Source organism: Polynucleobacter sp. P1-05-14, assembly GCF_018881675.1.
In the GTDB taxonomy this organism is placed as follows: domain Bacteria; phylum Pseudomonadota; class Gammaproteobacteria; order Burkholderiales; family Burkholderiaceae; genus Polynucleobacter.
Genome location: NZ_JACVPV010000001.1, coordinates 177,966 through 197,080 on the forward strand (window position 1 = coordinate 177,966; position 19,115 = coordinate 197,080).

Here is a 19,115-nt window from a genome sequence, read left to right on the forward strand (position 1 = left end):
CATCGAGTAAATTGGCAATCATGATTTCTAAATTTAAATTAGTTCCGTTAAGTGTATTCGCTATTCTCATGACTAGCTTGATTGCTGGATGCTCTACGCCTCCCACTCGGGGTACGGGATATCGTTCAAGTGGTTCCGGCGCTTCGCCATCAAGCTATAAATCTTCGATTGCAAGCTTTAGTGCTGTCTCTTGGCAGGCTTTACCTGGATGGCAAGATGACGATTTATCTCAAGCCTGGCCTGCATGGTTAAAAAGTTGTGAAGCCTTGCACAAAAAAAGTGGTGATGTGAACTGGCGTTCAGTGTGTACCCAGGCTGGTAATGTATCTAGCCGTGATACACAGGTTATTCGTACATATTTTGAAAATAATTTTCAAGCTTATGAAATTCGCAATAGCTCCGGTAGTGACACGGGCTTAATCACGGGCTATTACGAGCCGTTAATGAATGGCTCACAAACTCGTACGAGTACTTATAACGTGCCGCTCTACGGCTACCCTAATGCTTGGCGCAAATCAAAACCTACCCCAGGCCCAAGCCGTGCCGAGCTAATGAGTTCTGGTGTCTTGCAGGGTTCTGAAATTGCCTGGGTGCAAGATCCAGTAGCGGCAGCATTTATGCAAATTCAAGGCTCTGGAAAAATTCGTCTTGAGGATGGACGCATCCTGCGTCTGAGTTTTGCGGGCACTAATGATCAGCCTTTTAAATCCTTTGCTCAGTGGTTGCTTGATCGTAAAGAAATCACACGCAGTGAGGCAACGATGCAAGGCATTTCACAATGGGCCAAAAGAAATCCCGGCCAAGTAAATGAAATGCTGAACGCCAATCCCCGTTTTGTTTTCTTTAAAGAGTTACCTAGCAATGTCTCTGCTGATTTAGGCCCTAATGGTGCTCTCGGTGTTCCGCTCACAGCTGAGCGCAGTATTGCAGTAGATTTACAAGCCTTGCCACTGGGCGCGCCTGTCTTTTTAGCGGCCACCAAACCATTAAGTAGTCAGCCTTTGCAAAAGCTGGTGATGGCGCAGGATACGGGCAAAGCAATTGTGGGTGGCGTCAGAGCGGACTACTATTGGGGATCTGGAGATACTGCTGGAGAGATGGCAGGTCGTATGAAACAAAATGGCAGGATGTGGTTGTTGTTGCCACGTTAATTAATACTTTTCACCGAAAGAAATTCATGAGCTACAAAACTATTTTGACTGAAGTGGATGGTAAGGTTGCCACTATTACTTTGAATCGCCCAGAAGTGTTAAATGCTTTGAACGACCTGCTCATGGAGGAGCTTGGCGCTGCATTATTAGCATTTGACGCGGACGACAATATTGGTTGCATGATCGTTACTGGCAGTGAAAAGGCATTTGCTGCTGGGGCGGACATTGCTTCAATGGCTAAGTATGGTTTGAAGGATGTTTATCGCGGTGATTTCATTACCCGCAATTGGGAAGAGATCAAAAAAGTACGTAAGCCTGTAATTGCTGCTGTCTCTGGCTATGCGCTTGGCGGCGGCTGTGAGTTGGCCATGATGTGCGACACGATCATGGCAGCGGATAACGCGAAGTTTGCACAGCCTGAGGTGAAGTTAGGCATCATTCCTGGGGCTGGAGGCACACAACGTTTGCCTCGCGCGGTATCCAAAGCAAAAGCGATGGATCTAGCTTTGACGGGGCGCATGATGGATGCCGCTGAAGCTGAGCGCTCTGGTTTGGTTGCAAGGATCTTCCCACAAGCAGATTTGCTGAAAGAAGTTAAAGCAATTGCCAAAGGAATTGCAGATATGCCTTTGTTAACCACAATGATGGTGAAAGAAAGTATCAATACTGCTTATGAAACCACTTTGTCTGAAGGTATTCATTTTGAGCGCCGCCTCTTTCATGCTTGCTTTGGAACGAATGATCAGAAAGAAGGTATGGCTGCATTCATGGAAAAACGCCCAGCCAAATTTACCAACTCTTAATTCAATAGCCGAAGAGAAAGTTTGAAAGAACTCAGTTTTTTTCTAGGAAGCGTTGAGCTAGTTTGACCCAATAGCTCACGCCGACTGGAATCAAAGAGTCATTGAAGTCGTAAGAGGGATTGTGTAAGTGGCATGGGCCCATGCCATGACCTACCGAGCGATGATCGCCGTCTCCATTGCCTAAAAATACGTAACAGCCCGGCTTTTCTAGCAACATAAACGCGAAGTCTTCCGCGCCCATCGTAGGATCGATTGAGGCATTCACATTCTGCTTGCCAACCAGTTCACTCATGACTTCGGTTGCAAATGCCACTTCGTTGGCGTGATTGATGAGGGGCGGGTAATTTCTAGAAAACGCAATTTCTGCTTGGCAATCAAACGCGCCTGCAACGCTATGAGCAATTTCTCGTAAACGTTGCTCGATTAAATCTAAGACCTCTAAAGTGAATGTACGTACCGTACCACCAATGAAGGCGCTATCCGGAATGACATTACTTGTTTCGCCAGCATGAAATTGCGTAATCGATAAAACAGCAGCATCTACAGGACGCTTATTGCGTGTAATGATGCTCTGTAATGCAAGCACTACTTGGGCGCCTGTCAATACTGGATCTGCGCTATTGTGGGGTAGGGCGGCGTGACCACCTTTGCCGGTGATGGTAATTTCAAAAGTATTGCTTGAAGCCATCATTGGGCCGGAGGTCACTCCAAAGTGACCTTCTGCCAAGCCGGGCCAATTATGTAATCCAAATACTGCGTCGCATAGAAACTCTTTGAAAAGTCCATCCTTAATCATTTCATTCGCACCAGCGCCACCTTCTTCTGCTGGCTGGAAAATAAAAATCACCGTGCCTTTGAAGTCGCGGTGATTTGATAAATACTGTGCAGCACCAAGCAACATTGCGGTATGACCATCATGTCCACAAGCATGCATTTTTCCGGGGTTTGTTGAAGCATGAGCAAAGTTGTTGTGCTCTTGCAATGGAAGCGCATCCATATCAGCGCGCAAACCAATCATTTTTCCGGGACCTAAGTCACCATCTAAACGACCTACGACACCCGTTTTCCCCATGCCGCGATAGACTGTAATTCCCCAGCTAGAAAGCGCTTCTGCAACTAGATCAGCAGTGCGATTTTCTTCGAAACGCAATTCAGGATGCGCATGAATATTGCGTCGAATTTCTTGAATAGCTTCCGCGGAGTCAATAATTTCTGGGGATAAATGCATCCCTTCATCTTATCCGAAAGTCTTTGGATATGCCTTTTGGGCTAAATTACCGCAAATTAATTGCTGGGTAGTTGAATGTGCTTTGCAGCAAAACCCAAGGCTTCAATTGAATATGGGCTGTTATCGGCCTTTTTGAGTTCTTCTGGAAGTACTGGAATAAGGCCTAAAAATGGGGTGTCTATTCTGGCTTGCAGAGTCTGAATATTTTCTTCAAGCAAAGGCATTTCTGTGGATAGGGCATTAGCTACCCATCCTGCAATATTTAAGTTGCGCGCTTTGATTACCTCATAGGTCAGGAGGGCGTGATTGATGCAACCTAATTTCATACCGACCACCAAGATGATGGGTAATTTAATTTCATGGGCAAAAGTCGCCAAATCTTCCCGGTCATTTAGGGGGATAAGTAAACCACCGGCACCTTCAACCACAACGCAATCTGCTTGATTTTGAACATTCCGAAAACTCTGCAAGATCAGACTCATTTCAAGTTTCAGACCTTGTTGCGCGGCTACCAAATGGGGAGCCGCTGGCTGCTCTAATACATAAGGACACAAACTCAATTCAGTGGAGTTAAGGTTTGAGGCGATGCGCAGTGTTTCTAAATCTTCATTCAGAGTGTGGCCTTGTGCATCTTGATAAGTTCCAGCAACGACTGGTTTAAAGCCAAGCACATTCATTTCCTGTTCGCGCAATTTCAGAATGAGAGCGCCACTCACCAAGGTTTTTCCAACTTCGGTGTCTGTACCGGCGACAAAGAAGCCTGTGGCCTTACTCATGAGAACCCTCTTGAATGACTATTTGCTCAATGACCTTTAAGGTATCAATTAGTTGACGCACATCTGCTTCGCTATGGTTAGCAGAGAACGTAATGCGTAATCTTGCACTGCCATTGGGTACGGTAGGAGGACGAATAGCAGGAATCCAATAACCTGCCTCATCTAGTAACTTAGCGGCGAGCAGGGCATTGGCATTACTGCCCAAAATGACGGGCTGAATGGCAGTACAAGAAGACACCTTTTCCCATTGAGTAAATTGCATTTCATCTTGCCAGATGCGAATGAGTTTATTGAGTTGAGTGCGGCGATTGCTGCCCTCGTCCCCTTTAATGATATTCAAGCTTTTTGAGAGTGTATGTGCTATCGCAGGTGGCGTTGCAGTGCTGTAAATGAAAGGGCGACCCTTCTGAATGAGCCACTCAATAAAAGTGGCTTGTGCACAAACAAAGGCGCCGCTGACGCCTGCAGCTTTTCCAAGGGTGCCAATATAAATAATGCGCTCAGAGCAAATATTCTCTTGCTCCAAAATCCCATGACCGTGTTTGCCCAATACTCCGAAACCATGAGCATCATCCACAAGTAACAGCGCATCGTATTGCTCAGCAAGTTTTAATAATTCTTTTACTGGAGCGAGGTCACCATCCATGCTAAAGACGCCATCGGTAACAATGATCTTTAGTGGATGTTGATCTGTTTTCAGTAATTCATTTAATGAGTCAAGTTGCGTATGATCAAATAGCGCGACATTTGCTTGAGTCTGAGCAGCTGCTAAACGAATGCCATCAATTAAAGAAGCATGGTTTAGCTTGGCTGAATAAATGCTAGTAGATTTTTGCGGCGCAAGTCTCGCTAGACCTGTGATGGCGGTAAGGTTGGCGAGATAGCCGGTACTAAAAAATAGGGCGCGCGCATTCGGAATGTGTTGCTTTTGAAAAGAGGCTAATTGGTTTTCAAGTAGCTCATGAGCCCTGCTGTGGCCGCTAATGAGGTGGGAGGCGCCACTGCCTACCCCATACTTCTGAGCGCCTTCAGCAAGTGCATGAATTAATTCAGGATGGTTTGCTAGTCCTAGATAGTCATTACTACAAAACGCTTTCAGCTCGCGTCCATCAACCCAAGCTTTGGTATCGCATGGAGATTCTGTTGCTCTGAGTTTGCGTTTGAGTAATTGCGACTCAAGTTTTGCAATTTGCTCTTGCGCTAACTCTAAGGCCTGATATGTTTTCGTCATACCAAGGTTTTCTCAAGAGCAGCTTGCACAGCATTACCTAGTTGCGTAGTTTCTAGTGGAGACAAAATATACGGTGGCATGACGTACACAGTATTACTGATTGGCCTAATCAATACACCCTCGCTTAAACAGTTTGAGAACATGGTTCGCGCAAACATCTTAGGAATTTTAAGAAATTCATGCCTAATATCAAATGCCAAGATCATTCCTTGTTGGCGCCAATGCTCAATACGTGAATCCGTTTTTGCCCACGCAAACGCATTTGCTAGATCTTTTGAGCGCTCAATATTTTTTTCTAATACTTTGTCAGTTTCGAAAATCTCTAGACAAGCTAGTGCAGCAGCACAGGCTAGTGGGTTGCCGGTATAAGAATGAGAATGCAAAAATCCTTGCTGGATTTGATCACCATAAAAAGCTTGGTAAATCATGTCAGTGGTAAGGCAAAGGGATAGCGGAAGATAGCCACCGCTAATACCCTTGGAGAGAGTTAGGAAGTCTGGCCAGATACCAGCATGCTCGCAGGCAAAGAACTTGCCACTCCGCCCGCAGCCCACTGCAATCTCATCTGCAATCAAATGCACTTCATAGCGATCACATAAATCCCTGACTAAACGAAGATATTTAGGAGAATGCATGGCCATTTGCCCTGCGCACTGTACTAATGGTTCGACAATGATGGCGGCAATATTGCCATGTTCTTTTACAAATAATTCTTCGAGTTGTTTTGCTGCATGTCTTGCTACATCTTCTGTGCTCTCACCAGCTTTTGCTTTGCGTGCATCAGGTGATGCAATCGTGAATACATCTTGCAAGAGCGATCCATAGGCTTCCCGAAAAATAGCAACATCCGTCACTGCTAATGCACCAAGTGTTTCTCCGTGATAGCCATTCTCTAAGCAAACAAATTTTTTCTTCTGTGGTTTGCCATTGAGTTGCCAGTAGTGGTGACTCATCTTGAGCGCTATTTCTACTGCAGACGCACCATCGGAAGCATAGAAGACGTGGCCTAAATGGTGATTGGTGAGTGCGGACAGTTTTTCAGATAACTCTACTACGGGCGCATGCGTAAATCCGGCGAGCATCACATGCTCAATTTTTTCGAGTTGCGCGGTAATGGCTTGATTGATGCGTGGGTTGGAGTGACCAAATAAATTGGTCCACCAAGAACTAACGGAGTCGAGTAAGGCTTTTCCGTTTTCGTCATAGAGCCAAGCACCCTTACCTTTTGTAATGGCAACCAGCGGAAAGGACTCATGCTGTTTCATCTGAGTGCATGGGTGCCAAACGGCTGCAAGGCTGCGATCAACGAGAGGGGCTTGATTTAAATCAGAAATAACCTTCATGTTTGATATTTGACCACTAGTTTTTCCAAATTCAGACCTGTATCTGTTATGTTTATGTCTTGAATCCCCTCATTTTCTGGAATTTACCCATGCAGGACACTCAAACCGTTGAAAAACCCTTAACCCAATTCAAATCTAAAGCGGATTTGCATCAGGGCGTAAATGCAGGGGGCGAGGCATCTGGCGAGTGGTCAGTGGCTCAAATTGAAGCCTTATTTGCACTCCCTTTAAATGAGCTGATGCTGAGGGCTCAAGAGACTCATAAAGCCTATTTCCCAGAAGGTGATGTTGAATTAGCTACTTTGCTGTCAATTAAGACGGGCGGCTGTCCTGAGGATTGTGGTTATTGCCCGCAAGCTGCTCGTTATGACACCGATGTTAAGGCTGAGAAGTTAATGGGCTTAGAGGAGGTCTTAGAGGCTGCCAAAGCTGCTAAAGCCGCTGGGTCTAACCGTTTCTGTATGGGTGCCGCTTGGCGCGAACCCAAAGACCGCGATATTGAAAAAGTGACTGCCATGATTAAGGGCATAAAAGCCTTGGGTCTGGAGACCTGTGCCACCTTAGGCATGTTGGAGGCAGATCAAGCCCAGGCACTGCAAGAGGCTGGCCTAGACTTTTATAACCATAACTTAGATACCAGCGAAGATTTTTATCGTTCAGTGATCTCAACCAGAGGCTACCAAGACCGTTTGGATACGATATCCAATGTCCGTGCCGCCGGCATGTCGGTTTGTTGTGGTGGTATTGTCGGTATGGGCGAGTCTAGACAGCAGCGCGCCGCATTTTTGGCCCGTTTGGCAAATTTGAGCCCCTACCCAGAATCCGTTCCTATCAATCATCTAGTGCCGGTAGCCGGTACACCCTTAGCTGAGCAAAAGCCTTTAGACCCACTGGAGTTTGTGAGAACGATTGCGGTTGCTAGGATCACGATGCCTAAAGCCCGCGTACGTTTATCTGCTGGTCGTCAGGAGCTTGGTAGGGCGGTTCAGGCTATGTGCTTTATGGCTGGAGCTAACTCTATTTTCTATGGTGAGCAACTACTCACTACCGGTAATCCCGAGGCAGAACAAGACCGTGAGCTCTTGGCAGAGTTGGGTTTAAAGACCAAACAAAGCTGCAAAGCAGAGGTTTTGGTTTAGTTTTCCACGCGCATGTCCCCGATAGATCGCCTCATACTGGAGTTTGATACCGCCCTTCGGTCGGTGGTCGGTGGTGCTCATGCCCATAGACCCACGCCAGGATCTGATTTTGGGGGTAATTCCGGTTTGGATGCTAACGAGCGCAAACATGCAGCAGGACTCATGCGAGTCAATCATGTGGGTGAAGTTTGTGCGCAAGCGCTGTATCAATCGCAAAAATTAGTTGCTCGAAATTCAGAAATTCAGGAGATGTTGGATCACTCCGGACAAGAGGAGATGGATCACCTCGCTTGGTGTGAAACTCGTCTTCAAGAGCTCGGATCACACACCAGTTATCTCAATCCACTTTGGTATGCGGGATCCTTTGCAATTGGCTTGGCAGCAGGCTTAGCGGGCGATAAGTGGAGTTTAGGTTTTGTTGCTGAAACAGAAAAACAAGTCGAGAATCACTTGGAAAGTCATCTCGAAAAATTACCAAAAGAAGATCAGCGATCTCGTGCAATTGTGGATCAAATGCGCGTTGATGAAATTGCTCACGGACAAGCCGCAAAAAATGCTGGCGGTGCAAATTTGCCAGAACCCATTCAAAAAATAATGCAGGCGATGTCCAAGATAATGACCACTACTGCTTATAAAATTTGAGACAGAAATCTGATTTAATTTTCAAAATCAATTTCTGATTAATTGTTGGTGGATTTCTTAAGCATTACTGTTTTTAAATACAGTATATTTAGCCATTATCTAGCTCAATAGCTAAGATCTATTCTTAAGTATATTTTCCAAGCCGTTGTTTCAAGTAGCTATTTTATTATCACCATTTTCTCAACACATGACGCTAAGTGTTTGTAAACACTAGAGAAATTCCTAAAAAAACTCCTAAAAACACTTGACCCTCTTGGTGTGATCCTCTAAAGTGGGAGGAAGTGTGAAAAAGTGGGGTAAATGGTGTTTCAAGGTGCGTCAGCTCTCAATTTAGATGCAAAAGGCCGCATGTCTGTGCCGGCTAAGCATCGTGATGCCTTGTTGGTACAGGGTGAGGGCCGAATCACGCTTACAAAACACCCCGACGGCTGCCTACTTCTCTTCCCGCGTCCAGAGTGGGAAACCTTTAGAGCAAGAGTTGCACAACTTCCGATGGATGCCCATTGGTGGCGCCGTATTTTTTTAGGTAACGCTGCGGAAATAGATTTGGATGGTGCTGGTCGTGTACTGGTAAGTCCAGAGTTGCGCGCTGCTGCCGGAATCGAAAAAGAAGTGATTTTGCTCGGCATGGGAAGTCACTTGGAGTTGTGGGACGCGGCTACATACGCTGCAAAAGAACAGGCTGCGATTGCGCAAGGCATGCCTGAAGCACTCAAGCAATTTAATTTTTGATGACAGGGTGCCATGAACATAACTCATCGCCCAGTATTACTGGCCGAGGCGGTGACAGCGCTAGTTGGCGGTCCGCTGATTCAAAATCAAAGTGCAGCAAACAAAATTTTGGTAATCGATGGAACCTTCGGGCGCGGCGGTCATACACAAGCTTTGCTCAAGGAGTTGAATCCTTCGGCACGTATGATTTCTTTCGACAAAGATTTGGATGCGATTGCAGTGGCGCAAAAAATCAACGATCCACGTTTAAAGATTGTGCACGACAGTTTTGCACACATGGATCAGTATGCAGAGGTGGAATCAGTCGATGGAATTTTGTTGGACTTGGGAATCAGTTCGCCCCAAGTGGACGAAGCGCATCGGGGATTTTCTTTTCGTCGAGAAGGACCACTCGATATGCGCATGAACACCGATCATGGTTTAACCGCAGCAGAGTGGTTGGAGCAGGCGTCACCAGAGGAAATCACTCACGTGATTAAGGCTTACGGAGAAGAACGCTTTGCATTTCAGATCGCAAAAGCCATTGTGGCTAAGCGAGAAGAGGGCCTTTCCCCTAAAACGACTACTCAGTTGGCAAGCCTAGTTGCAAGCGTAGTGCGCACGCGCGAAGCTGGCCAAGATCCCGCAACAAGAACCTTTCAAGCATTGCGTATTTTTATTAATCGCGAGTTAGAAGATTTGGAGCTCGGTTTGAAGGCGGCCCTGAGGTTATTAAAGCCCGGCGCAAGACTTGCAGTGATTAGTTTTCATTCGTTAGAAGATCGTATCGTGAAGCAGTTTATGCAAGCGCATGCAAAAGTCGAAGTACCCCGTGGGTTACCGGTACGCGAAAAAGACTTGCCACAAAGCGCCCTCGAAATTATTGGTCGAGTTAAGCCAAGCGATGCTGAGATATCTGAGAATCCTCGTGCCCGCTCTGCAATTATGCGTGTGGCTGAAAAGCGCATGGGAGTATCCGCATGAATCGCGCTACTTTGACTCTGCTCGCATTGCTATTAATTTGCGCGCTATCTCTGGTTGCGGCTCAGCAGCGTGCGCGAAAATTATTCATCCTTCAAGAGCGCGCGCAGATAGAAGAGCGTAAGTTAAATCAAGACTGGTTGCGTTTAGAGTATGAGCAGCGGAATTTATCGAAGTCTGCACGTATTCGCGACGTTGCTCGCAATCAATTACATATGTCTCCGATTTCTCCTGAGCGCACCTTGTATTTGAAGGAGGCAAAATGAGACCGGTTGGCTTCTCCACTACGCCAAATTTAGTTTTACGCCTGCCAATGTGGCGGTCTCGTTTGATGCTATTCCTTTTGTTCTTTGTATTCATGATGTTACTGCTACGCGCATTTTGGATTCAGGGTCCAGGAAATGCGTTCTATGAAGCTAAAGGCGTGCGTGGAACTCAGCGCGAATTGGAGCTCCCCGCTAGTCGCGGAAAAATTTTGGATCGTAACGGCCAAGTGATTGCAACGAGCTTGGAAGCCAAGTCGGTCATTGCCTATAACGACACCGTTCCTGATGATTTGGCCGCAGACAAAGTGCAGAAATTGGCAAGTCTTTTGCAAATGAGCGAATCTGATCTGCGTAAAAAGTTGAAAGAAGAGCGCAAGCAGGTTTTCTTAAAGCGTCAAGTAGATCCAGTTGTAGCGCAGCAAATTAAACAGCTAGAGATCCCTGGCATTGGTTTAAATAATGAATATCGTCGCTTCTACCCAGAAGGTGAGGCGATGGCACACGTGGTTGGCTTTACAAATGTGAATGACAAAGGTCAAGAAGGGATGGAGCTTTCTCGTGAGAATGAGCTTGCTGGTCACCCTGGTCAAAGACGAGTAGTAGTTGATCGCTTGGGTCGCGTTGTTGAGGATGTTGCGATCTTACAGTTGCCACAAAATGGAAAAGACTTAAACCTATCCATTGATAGCAAGATACAGTTCTTGGCCTATAACGCCGTTAAAGATGCTGTAGAGCAACATCACGCTAAAGCAGGCGGTGCAGTAGTGCTTGATACCCAAACTGGTGAGATTTTGGCCTTGGCAAATTACCCAAGCTACAACCCAAATGATCGAAGGTACTTAACTGGCGAGCAATTGCGTAATCGCGTATTGACTGACACCTTTGAGCCTGGCTCAACTATCAAGCCGTTAACAATTTCAATTGCTTTAGAAAAAGGCGCTATCAGGCCAGATACCAATATGGTGATTGGTGCGAGTTATTTAGTTGGACCAAAGCCAATTACCGATACGCATCCCTATGGGAATCTAACGGTTGCACAAATTATTCAAAAATCTAGCAACATTGGTACTGCAAAGATTGCCATGAATAATCTTTCTGCCGAAGAAATGTGGGATTTATATACCGCAGTTGGCTTTGGCCAAGCGCCAAAAATTGGTTTCCCTGGTGCTGTTGCGGGCACGGTACATCCTTTCAAAAAATGGATGCCTACTGATCAAGCCCGTATTGCTTTTGGCTATGGTATTTCTGCGTCACTCTTTCAGGTGGCGCGCGCATATACAGTTTTTGCACGTGATGGTGAATTAGTTCCCCTGACGATTGAGCGTAGTCCTGAGTTCAAGCCAGGCGTTAAAGTGCTTTCACCAAAAACGGCTATTGAAATGCGCAACATGATGGAGGCGGTTACTGAGCCGGGGGGAACTGCAGTCAAAGCGCAGGCTGAAGGTTATCGCGTTGGCGGAAAAACAGGCACTGCCCATAAATTAGTTGGCAAAGGATATGGCAATTCTTATCGCGCTTACTTTGCTGGACTTGCCCCCATTAGTGCTCCACGTATTGTGGTTGCGGTAATGATTGATGAGCCTACTGGTGGAAGTCACTACGGTGGTGATGTTGCGGCACCCGTATTCTCGACAATTGTTGGAGAGACGCTCCGTTCATTGAATGTCTTGCCAGACAACAAAGTTAAGCAAATGGTGTTGGAAGATAAAGCCCCAGAGGAAATTCGGCCAGCAGCTGCACACGCTCAACATGTGGTTTTGAAGCGATGAGGGTGGATTTGAAAATAGACACCAATCATTTGATTGACCACTTACATACTTTAGCGAACTCCTCCGCAAAAGTATGTGCGGACAGTCGCCAGATTCAGTCTGGCGATATCTTTTTTGCCTACCCTGTAGGTCACGGCAACGCCTTGTGTGATGGTCGTCAATTTATTGAAGCGGCATTAGAGAGTGGTGCAGCCGCAGTGGTCTTCGATCCAGCGGGTACGGATCAGCAGTATTTAAATCATCCACAATGTTTTGCGGTTGAACATCTTGCTACAAAAGCAGGTGAGCTTTGTGCGCAATGGTATGGTCATCCGAGCAAAGAATTAAAAATCATTGGTGTCACTGGCACCAATGGCAAAACTAGCATCACGCAATGGTTAGCCCAGGCTTTAGATGCTAGCAGTCATCACACTGCAGTTTTGGGCACCTTAGGTACCGGGTTCCCTGGCGCATTGGTGCAAACTGGCTATACCACTCCAGATGCACCTAAATTACAAACGCAGTTAGCAGAGTTGCGCAGCGCTGGAGCTAAACAAGTCGCGATGGAAGTATCTTCGCATGCTTTGCATCAAGAGAGAGTCGCTGGAACAAATATTCACTGTGCAGTATTTACGAATCTGACGCAGGATCATTTGGATTACCACGGCAGCATGGCTGATTACGCCGAGGCAAAGGCTAAGTTATTTCAGCAAACCGGCCTTGAGCACGCAGTGATTAACTTGGATGATGCTTTTGGTCGTGAGCTTGCCATGAACTTGTTGGCAAAAGAGAGTTTGAAGGTCTGGGCATATGCATTGTCTCAATCCGCGTTCCAAGGATTTGAAAAATTCGGTGACCGTTTATCTCGTATTTATGCAAAAGATATTCTACTGAGTGGAGCGGGTTACAACGCAAGCTTCATTTTTGATGGAGTGGGAAGCGCTCAATTGCATATTCCTTTGCTAGGTGAATTTAATTTAAGTAATGCGCTTGCGGTGTGGACGGCATTACTTTCACAGGGCATGAGCTTGGAAGTAGCCGCTCAAAAAGTGAGCCAATTAAATCCAGTGCGTGGTCGTATGGAGTTAATTCCTTTGGGTAAATCTCAAAAGAAAGAGGGCTTGTTAGCAGTTGTGGATTACGCGCATACCCCAGATGCTTTAGAGAAAACCTTACAAGCATTACGACCTATTGCTGAGCAGCGCGGTGGAAAAATTTGGTGTGTCTTTGGTTGTGGCGGTGATCGCGATGCTGGTAAGCGTTCGCTAATGGGCGCTGTCGCAGAGCGTAATGCCGACCATATTCTGATTACAAGTGACAATCCTCGCTCTGAAGATCCACAGGCTATCATGCAGATGGTTCGCAGTGGTATTAGCAAGGATGCGCAGAACGTTCAAATTATTGCTGATCGTGCGGCCGCCATCATGGCCGCAATTCGTCATTCGGATGCCCACGATATTGTTCTGGTTGCCGGTAAGGGTCATGAAACTACTCAAGAAATCAATGGCAAGAAATTTGATTTTTCTGATCAAGAGCATATTCGCTTAGCCGCTGGAGGTGGAGTCTGATGTCTATCATGACCACCCTTGCACAAGCACAGGTAATGTTGCCTGGAAGTAAATTACTGAATATTTCTGCGCAAGCTGCCCAGGAAATCTCTGTTTCTCGAGTGGGTACTGATAGTCGCCAGATCGATCGTAACGAATTATTTGTCGCTTTAGTTGGCGAGCGCTTTGATGCGCATGACTTTTTATCCGATGTGGCTAAGGCAGGGGCTAGTGCTGCCCTTATTAGTGCGCAAGATAAATGCCCGCCTGATTTACCTGCTATTTGCGTTTCAAACACGCGTGTTGGTTTGGGAAATTTAGCAAAAGCATGGCGGACAAATCACCCCATTCCTTTGGCGTTGGTTACTGGCAGCAATGGTAAGACCACCGTAAAAGAGATGATCGCCTCTATTTTTAAAGCCGCAGTGGGCGAACAAAATACTTTGGTTACTAAAGGAAATCTGAATAACGATATTGGTTTGCCGTTAACGCTGTTAAAATTGCGTGCAACAGATCGCCTTGCTGTAGTTGAGCTCGGCATGAATCATCCTGGTGAAACAGCGCAGTTAGCAGCCATTGCGCAGGCAAATATTGCATTAATTAATAATGCCCAGCGCGAGCATCAAGAGTTCATGGCTACGGTTGCGGCGGTAGCAGAAGAGCATTCAGATGCTATTCGTGCTTTGCCAACTGATGGTATTGCTGTATTCCCAGCAGACTCAGAATTTTCAAGTGTTTGGCGCCAGGCTGCTGCAGGTCGAAAAGTGATTGATTTTGTTTTGTTGTCTGCTCAGTCTAAGGTTGCGGCTGCTGTGACCGGAAGTTTGCTAAGCAATGGGCATGTACAGATTAAAACTGAACGAGGGGCTATCGAAGTTCAATTAAATACTTTGGGCAGTCACAATGTTCGCAATGCCTTGGCTGCGAGTGCGGTTGGTATCGCGGCAGGTGTAAGTCTTGAAAAGATTAAGCAGGGTCTTGAAGCATTCTCGCCAGTAAATGGGCGTATGCAGGCAAAAGTGATTGATTCAAATAACACTTTAATTGACGATAGCTATAACGCTAACCCGGATTCCGTAAGAGCCGCTATCGATGCTTTAAAGCAATCGGGTAATTTATCTTGGTTGATTTTGGGTGATATGGGCGAGGTTGGCAATCAGGGTCCCGAATTCCATCGTGAAGTTGGTGCCTATGCTGCTGAGCAAGGAATCTCAAAACTATTTGCTTTGGGGGAGCAATGCCAATTTGCTCTTCAGGGATTTAATGAAGTTGTTGGTAATAGTGCAGCTGTATCTAATGCAACTCATTTTGCCGATATAGATAGTCTCATTATGCAATTAAGAGATGCTTTGCATGCCCAGTCTAGCGGTAGCAATCAACACTTAAATATTTTGGTTAAAGGTTCACGGTTTATGCGCATGGAGCGTGTAGTGCAGGCCTTGTTAGAGGAGGCTAAAACATGCTCTTAATGTTGGCGCAATGGTTGCAAGATGATTTCGGATTCTTCCGAGTATTTAACTACATCACTTTCAGAGCCGTGATGGCAACGGTGACTGCATTATTGATTGGTTTAGCTGCAGGACCTTGGGTGATTCGTAAATTAAGCGCCCTGAAAATGGGTCAAGCAGTCCGCGCAGATGGACCACAAACCCATTTAGTGAAATCGGGCACTCCAACTATGGGTGGTGTTTTGATTTTGATCGGTATCTTTATCTCATGCATGTTGTGGGCCGATCTCAGCAATCGATTTATTTGGATTGTGATGATTGTGACTTTTGGTTTTGGTTTAGTTGGTTGGGTAGATGACTATCGCAAAGTGGTCTACAAAGATCCTAAAGGCATGGCTTCAAGAGAGAAGTTCTTCTGGCAAACACTAATTGGCTTATTTGCCGCTATCTATCTTGCATTCTCCGTTTCTGAAGTAAATAACCTAAAAGTATTGCAATTATTTTATGAATGGTTAAGAGGTGGATTTGCTTTAGATCTGCCTGCAAAAACCAACTTGCTGCTGCCCTTCCTGAAAGAAGTGAGTTATCCGTTGGGTGTGATGGGCTTCATTATTTTGAGCTATTTAGTAATCGTAGGCAGCAGTAATGCAGTGAACTTGACTGATGGCCTCGATGGTCTTGTCATCATGCCGGTGATCTTGGTAGGTGCTGCTTTGGGTGCTTTTGCTTATGTGATGGGTAATGCGATTTATGCAAAGTATCTCCTCTTCCCTTACATACCGGGCGCTGGTGAGCTCATGATTTTCTGCGGAGCTATGGGCGGTGCTGGCTTAGCCTTCCTTTGGTTTAACACACACCCAGCGCAAGTATTTATGGGTGATGTGGGCGCACTTGCTTTGGGCGGAGCCCTTGGCACCATCGCTGTGATTGTTCGTCAAGAAATTGTGTTGTTTGTGATGGGCGGCATCTTTGTTGCTGAAACTGTTTCGGTAATGATGCAAGTATTTTGGTTCAAGCTCACTAAAAAACATTTTGGAGAGGGTCGTCGCATTTTCCGAATGGCGCCATTGCATCATCATTTTGAATTGGGTGGTTGGAAGGAAACGCAAGTGGTTGTGCGTTTCTGGATCATTACCATCCTTCTAGTCTTAATTGGCTTATCTAGCTTGAAGTTACGGTGATCCAAAAGTAAATATGCTGATTTTAGAAAATACCTTTGCAAATGCAGCCTTCATGAGTGATGAGGGTTACCAGGCTCCAAGCCGATTCCTTATTCTGGGATTGGGTGAGTCTGGCGTAGCTATGGCGAAGTGGTGCCTACGAAATGGTGCGGAAGTCCGCTTAGCGGATACGCGCGAGCAATCCTCTTTTACTGAGCGTCAAAACGCCTGGCTGGAAGAGCTTCAGATTGCGGGTCTCAAAGATATTTGTTTTGGCCCTTTAGATGAGAGCTTGCTCAATAATATTGATGTGATTGGTATTAGCCCAGGACTTTCTCCGGTGCAAGACCCAACCTATGCTTTCTTGGTTAAGGCTGAGCAGGCTGAAATCGATGTGTGGAGTGAGATTGAATTTTTTGCTCGCGCAATTTCTGCTTTAAGTCGTATGTCACAAGCGCAAGAGTTGAGTTATGCGGCTGCAGTACTGGCTGTGACTGGCACCAACGGTAAAACAACTACCACCGCATTAACCGGACAACTCTGTGAGCGCGCCGGCAAGAAGGTTGCTGTGGCAGGAAACATTAGTCCTGCAGCATTAGACAAGCTCATGAGCTGCTTGGATATTGCTGATCAAATCGTAGACATGCCAGACGTTTGGGTCTTGGAGTTATCCAGCTTTCAGTTGGTCTATACCCATACTTTGAATGCTACGGCAGCAACGGTGTTGAATATTACTCAAGACCACTTAGATTGGCATGGCGATATGCAAGCGTACGCGCAAGCTAAGTCACGGATATTTGGTATTGATACAGTTTGTATTTTGAATCGCGATGATTCCCTTGTAATGGGGCTACTGTCTGAAGAGCAAAAAGCAGAGAGAGCCATTGTGACCTTTGGCTCAAATCGCCCAGATGAGCAAGGCGCTTTTGGAATTGAGCATGATTTACGTGCTGGTGGAATTGATTGGCTGGTATGGGCTGAAGTAGATGAAGATGTTGAGCCTAAGCCTAAGCGTCGTCGTAAATCCGCAGTTGTTGAAGAGGATGAGCCGTTACGCCTCAAGCGCCTTATCCCAGCTGACGCCTTAAGAATACGTGGCCGTCACAATGCATTAAATGCGCTAGCAGCCCTAGCCTTAGCGCGTGCTGCTAACTTACCTATGAACGCACTTTTACATGGCTTACGTGATTACCATGGTGAGCCACATCGCGTACAAAGTATTGCAATTGTGAAAGACGTTGAATATGTAGATGACAGCAAGGGCACTAATGTAGGTGCAACTGTTGCGGCATTGAATGGCTTAGGTAGCAACGAGTCTGGCAAGCGCATTTGGTTGATTGCTGGTGGCGACGGAAAAGGTCAGGATTTCAGTCCATTACGTGAACCTGCGTTACGTTTTGTGAAGGGTGTTTTCCTAATCGGCAAAGATGGCGCTGCAATTGGTGAGGCTCTTGGCTCTGGAATTCAAAGTACGAATTGTGGCGATTTAATTTCTGCAGTTCAGGCTGCTGCCTCAAAAGCAGTATCAGGAGACTTGGTATTGCTCTCACCAGCTTGCGCAAGCTTAGACCAATTCCGTGACTATGTTGAACGTGCCCAAGTATTTGCTGCAGAGGTTGAAGAGTTGAGTATGCGCTTTGAAGGGGTCCAGGTATGAATTTAAAAGAAAAATTCTTCCCCGAAAATCGGCTTGGACTCAATCGCTTCTGGAATTTTTCAAGAGGTGGAATTGATAACTTCCGCACTGGCTTGCGTGATGCTGTTTCAGGCGTAGAGCAAACCCGTTCGCGCATGATGGAGTATGACCAGTTACTTGTGTGGGCGGTCTTATCCTTGACCTTGATTGGCTTAGTCATGGTGTACTCGGCTTCCATTACTTTGGCCGATGGACCGAAGTATGCAAATTACAGTAGTAACTTCTTTCTCATTCGTCACGTGATTTCTTTGGTGATTGCGATTGGTGTCGGCATCTGGGCTTTTAAGATTCCCACTAAGGTATGGGATCGTTATTCACCAGTCATTTTTGGATTTACTGTTTTATTGCTGATCGCCGTCCTCATTCCTGGTGTGGGTAAAGGTGTGAATGGTGCGAAGCGTTGGATTCCTTTGGGGTTAATGAACTTCCAGCCATCCGAGTTGATGAAATTTGCTGCTGTGATATTTGCAGCAAGCTATACCGTTCAACGTCAGGAATATCTCCATTCCTTTGTAAAGGGCATGCTACCAATGGGTATTGCAGTTGCCCTGGTGGGTGGTCTATTGATGGCTGAGCCAGATATGGGCGCATTCGTAGTGGTTGCCTTGATTGCATTCGGCATTCTCTTTTTGGGCGGTATCAATGCTAAATTATTTGGCGGCTTGATCCTAGTTGGTTTGATGAGTGGCGCAACCATGATTGCGCTCTCTCCATTTCGTCGTGGACGCATGCTGGCCTTTATGGATCCATGGCAAGTAGATAACGCTGCCAATAAAGGCTATCAGTTAACCCATTCATTGATGGCATTTGGTCGGGGCGAATGGTTTGGTACAGGACTTGGCGGTAGCGTAGAAAAATTGCATTATTTACCAGAAGCGCATACCGATTTCATTATGGCTGTGATTGGCGAAGAGTTGGGATTTGTTGGTGTGGTGGTAGTGATTTTCTTGTTTTATTGGATCATACGTCGTGCCTTCTTAATTGGCCGCACTGCTTTGCAGTTGGATCGTAGCTTTGCTGGACTTGCTGCTAAAGGTGTTGCTATTTGGATTGGTTGGCAAGCCTTCATCAATATGGGCGTGAACCTTGGGTTGTTACCAACGAAAGGCTTGACTTTGCCATTGGTAAGTTATGGCGGTTCTGGCATTTTGATGAACGCAGTTGCCATTGCAATGTTGCTGCGTATTGATTTTGAAAATCGCATCCTCATGCGTGGAGGGAAGCTTTGACTAAACCCTCAATCTT

The 19,115-nt window shown here is 46.2% G+C and carries 17 protein-coding genes; 13 read left to right on the forward strand and 4 right to left on the reverse strand.

What is annotated here, in order from left to right:
• The first annotated feature begins 20 nt into the window (after nucleotides 1-20).
• Both ICN37_RS01010 and ICN37_RS01015 read left to right on the forward strand, forming a co-directional pair.
• On the forward strand, nucleotides 21-1,151 hold the full coding sequence (locus ICN37_RS01010; protein WP_216154352.1) for a murein transglycosylase A: 1,131 nt from the start codon (nucleotides 21-23) through the stop codon (nucleotides 1,149-1,151).
• 26 nt (nucleotides 1,152-1,177) lie between these two features.
• Complete coding sequence (locus ICN37_RS01015) at nucleotides 1,178-1,954, forward strand: enoyl-CoA hydratase (protein ID WP_216154353.1); 777 nt, start codon at nucleotides 1,178-1,180, stop codon at nucleotides 1,952-1,954.
• A 31-nt stretch (nucleotides 1,955-1,985) separates the two neighbouring features.
• Here ICN37_RS01015 and ICN37_RS01020 read toward each other — a convergent pair whose 3' ends face one another.
• From ICN37_RS01020 to bioA, 4 genes are read right to left on the reverse strand one after another with little or no spacing between them, the layout of a single operon-like run.
• On the reverse strand, nucleotides 1,986-3,182 hold the full coding sequence (locus ICN37_RS01020) for a M20 aminoacylase family protein (RefSeq protein WP_216154354.1): 1,197 nt from the start codon (nucleotides 3,180-3,182) through the stop codon (nucleotides 1,986-1,988).
• A gap of 56 nt (nucleotides 3,183-3,238) precedes the next feature.
• A complete protein-coding gene (gene bioD / locus ICN37_RS01025; protein WP_216154355.1) occupies nucleotides 3,239-3,958 on the reverse strand; it encodes a dethiobiotin synthase in 720 nt (239 codons plus the stop codon).
• Nucleotides 3,951-5,189 carry an 8-amino-7-oxononanoate synthase gene (gene bioF, locus ICN37_RS01030; RefSeq protein ID WP_216154356.1) on the reverse strand — a complete coding sequence of 413 codons (1,239 nt, stop codon included), beginning with the start codon at nucleotides 5,187-5,189 and terminating at the stop codon, nucleotides 3,951-3,953. Before bioF ends, bioD begins: the two co-directional genes overlap by 8 nt.
• The gene (gene bioA / locus ICN37_RS01035) at nucleotides 5,186-6,532 is read right to left on the reverse strand and encodes an adenosylmethionine--8-amino-7-oxononanoate transaminase (RefSeq protein WP_216154357.1); all 1,347 of its coding nucleotides are present in this window, start codon (nucleotides 6,530-6,532) and stop codon (nucleotides 5,186-5,188) included. Before bioA ends, bioF begins: the two co-directional genes overlap by 4 nt.
• Before the next feature lie 89 nt (nucleotides 6,533-6,621).
• On the opposite strand from bioA, the gene bioB reads away from it, so the two are divergent.
• From bioB to ftsW, 11 genes are all read left to right on the forward strand, one after another.
• Nucleotides 6,622-7,671, forward strand: a complete 1,050-nt coding sequence (gene bioB, locus ICN37_RS01040) for a biotin synthase BioB (protein WP_216154358.1) — start codon at nucleotides 6,622-6,624, stop codon at nucleotides 7,669-7,671.
• A 21-nt stretch (nucleotides 7,672-7,692) separates the two neighbouring features.
• Nucleotides 7,693-8,313 carry a 2-polyprenyl-3-methyl-6-methoxy-1,4-benzoquinone monooxygenase gene (gene coq7, locus ICN37_RS01045; RefSeq protein WP_216154479.1) on the forward strand — a complete coding sequence of 207 codons (621 nt, stop codon included), beginning with the start codon at nucleotides 7,693-7,695 and terminating at the stop codon, nucleotides 8,311-8,313.
• Nucleotides 8,314-8,616: 303 nt separating this feature from the next.
• The gene (gene mraZ / locus ICN37_RS01050; protein ID WP_216121756.1) at nucleotides 8,617-9,045 is read left to right on the forward strand and encodes a division/cell wall cluster transcriptional repressor MraZ; all 429 of its coding nucleotides are present in this window, start codon (nucleotides 8,617-8,619) and stop codon (nucleotides 9,043-9,045) included.
• A 12-nt stretch (nucleotides 9,046-9,057) separates the two neighbouring features.
• A complete protein-coding gene (rsmH, locus tag ICN37_RS01055; RefSeq protein WP_216154359.1) occupies nucleotides 9,058-10,008 on the forward strand; it encodes a 16S rRNA (cytosine(1402)-N(4))-methyltransferase RsmH in 951 nt (316 codons plus the stop codon).
• Nucleotides 10,005-10,271: a cell division protein FtsL gene (ftsL, locus tag ICN37_RS01060; protein ID WP_072583399.1), complete on the forward strand. Its 267-nt coding sequence runs from the start codon at nucleotides 10,005-10,007 to the stop codon at nucleotides 10,269-10,271. The genes rsmH and ftsL overlap by 4 nt, the downstream gene beginning before the upstream one ends.
• Complete coding sequence (locus ICN37_RS01065; RefSeq protein WP_215321356.1) at nucleotides 10,268-12,040, forward strand: penicillin-binding protein 2; 1,773 nt, start codon at nucleotides 10,268-10,270, stop codon at nucleotides 12,038-12,040. The genes ftsL and ICN37_RS01065 overlap by 4 nt, the downstream gene beginning before the upstream one ends.
• On the forward strand, nucleotides 12,037-13,587 hold the full coding sequence (locus ICN37_RS01070; protein ID WP_216154360.1) for a UDP-N-acetylmuramoyl-L-alanyl-D-glutamate--2,6-diaminopimelate ligase: 1,551 nt from the start codon (nucleotides 12,037-12,039) through the stop codon (nucleotides 13,585-13,587). Before ICN37_RS01065 ends, ICN37_RS01070 begins: the two co-directional genes overlap by 4 nt.
• The gene (gene murF / locus ICN37_RS01075; protein ID WP_215321358.1) at nucleotides 13,587-15,035 is read left to right on the forward strand and encodes a UDP-N-acetylmuramoyl-tripeptide--D-alanyl-D-alanine ligase; all 1,449 of its coding nucleotides are present in this window, start codon (nucleotides 13,587-13,589) and stop codon (nucleotides 15,033-15,035) included. The genes ICN37_RS01070 and murF overlap by 1 nt, the downstream gene beginning before the upstream one ends.
• Nucleotides 15,026-16,195 (forward strand): phospho-N-acetylmuramoyl-pentapeptide-transferase, encoded by a 1,170-nt coding sequence (mraY, locus tag ICN37_RS01080; protein WP_216154361.1) that lies wholly within the window; start codon nucleotides 15,026-15,028, stop codon nucleotides 16,193-16,195. The genes murF and mraY overlap by 10 nt, the downstream gene beginning before the upstream one ends.
• 52 nt (nucleotides 16,196-16,247) lie before the next feature.
• The gene (murD, locus tag ICN37_RS01085; RefSeq protein ID WP_255538440.1) at nucleotides 16,248-17,831 is read left to right on the forward strand and encodes a UDP-N-acetylmuramoyl-L-alanine--D-glutamate ligase; all 1,584 of its coding nucleotides are present in this window, start codon (nucleotides 16,248-16,250) and stop codon (nucleotides 17,829-17,831) included.
• A complete protein-coding gene (gene ftsW, locus ICN37_RS01090; RefSeq protein ID WP_215321361.1) occupies nucleotides 17,828-19,099 on the forward strand; it encodes a putative lipid II flippase FtsW in 1,272 nt (423 codons plus the stop codon). The genes murD and ftsW overlap by 4 nt, the downstream gene beginning before the upstream one ends.
• The last annotated feature ends 16 nt before the right edge of the window (nucleotides 19,100-19,115 follow it).

Excerpts from the sequence above, each read along its gene's own strand:
- murD (WP_255538440.1), top strand. The coding sequence starts at position 16,248 with ATGAGTGATGAGGGTTACCAGGCTCCAAGCCGATTCCTTATTCTGGGA.
- mraY (WP_216154361.1), top strand. The coding sequence starts at position 15,026 with ATGCTCTTAATGTTGGCGCAATGGTTGCAAGATGATTTCGGATTCTTC.
- ftsW (WP_215321361.1), top strand. The coding sequence starts at position 17,828 with ATGAATTTAAAAGAAAAATTCTTCCCCGAAAATCGGCTTGGACTCAAT.
- ICN37_RS01065 (WP_215321356.1), top strand. The coding sequence starts at position 10,268 with ATGAGACCGGTTGGCTTCTCCACTACGCCAAATTTAGTTTTACGCCTG.
- ICN37_RS01015 (WP_216154353.1), top strand. The coding sequence starts at position 1,178 with ATGAGCTACAAAACTATTTTGACTGAAGTGGATGGTAAGGTTGCCACT.
- ftsL (WP_072583399.1), top strand. The coding sequence starts at position 10,005 with ATGAATCGCGCTACTTTGACTCTGCTCGCATTGCTATTAATTTGCGCG.
- bioA (WP_216154357.1), bottom strand. The coding sequence starts at position 6,532 with ATGAAGGTTATTTCTGATTTAAATCAAGCCCCTCTCGTTGATCGCAGC.
- bioD (WP_216154355.1), bottom strand. The coding sequence starts at position 3,958 with ATGAGTAAGGCCACAGGCTTCTTTGTCGCCGGTACAGACACCGAAGTT.
- ICN37_RS01070 (WP_216154360.1), top strand. The coding sequence starts at position 12,037 with ATGAGGGTGGATTTGAAAATAGACACCAATCATTTGATTGACCACTTA.
- rsmH (WP_216154359.1), top strand. The coding sequence starts at position 9,058 with ATGAACATAACTCATCGCCCAGTATTACTGGCCGAGGCGGTGACAGCG.
- ICN37_RS01020 (WP_216154354.1), bottom strand. The coding sequence starts at position 3,182 with ATGCATTTATCCCCAGAAATTATTGACTCCGCGGAAGCTATTCAAGAA.
- bioB (WP_216154358.1), top strand. The coding sequence starts at position 6,622 with ATGCAGGACACTCAAACCGTTGAAAAACCCTTAACCCAATTCAAATCT.
- murF (WP_215321358.1), top strand. The coding sequence starts at position 13,587 with ATGTCTATCATGACCACCCTTGCACAAGCACAGGTAATGTTGCCTGGA.
- bioF (WP_216154356.1), bottom strand. The coding sequence starts at position 5,189 with ATGACGAAAACATATCAGGCCTTAGAGTTAGCGCAAGAGCAAATTGCA.
- ICN37_RS01010 (WP_216154352.1), top strand. The coding sequence starts at position 21 with ATGATTTCTAAATTTAAATTAGTTCCGTTAAGTGTATTCGCTATTCTC.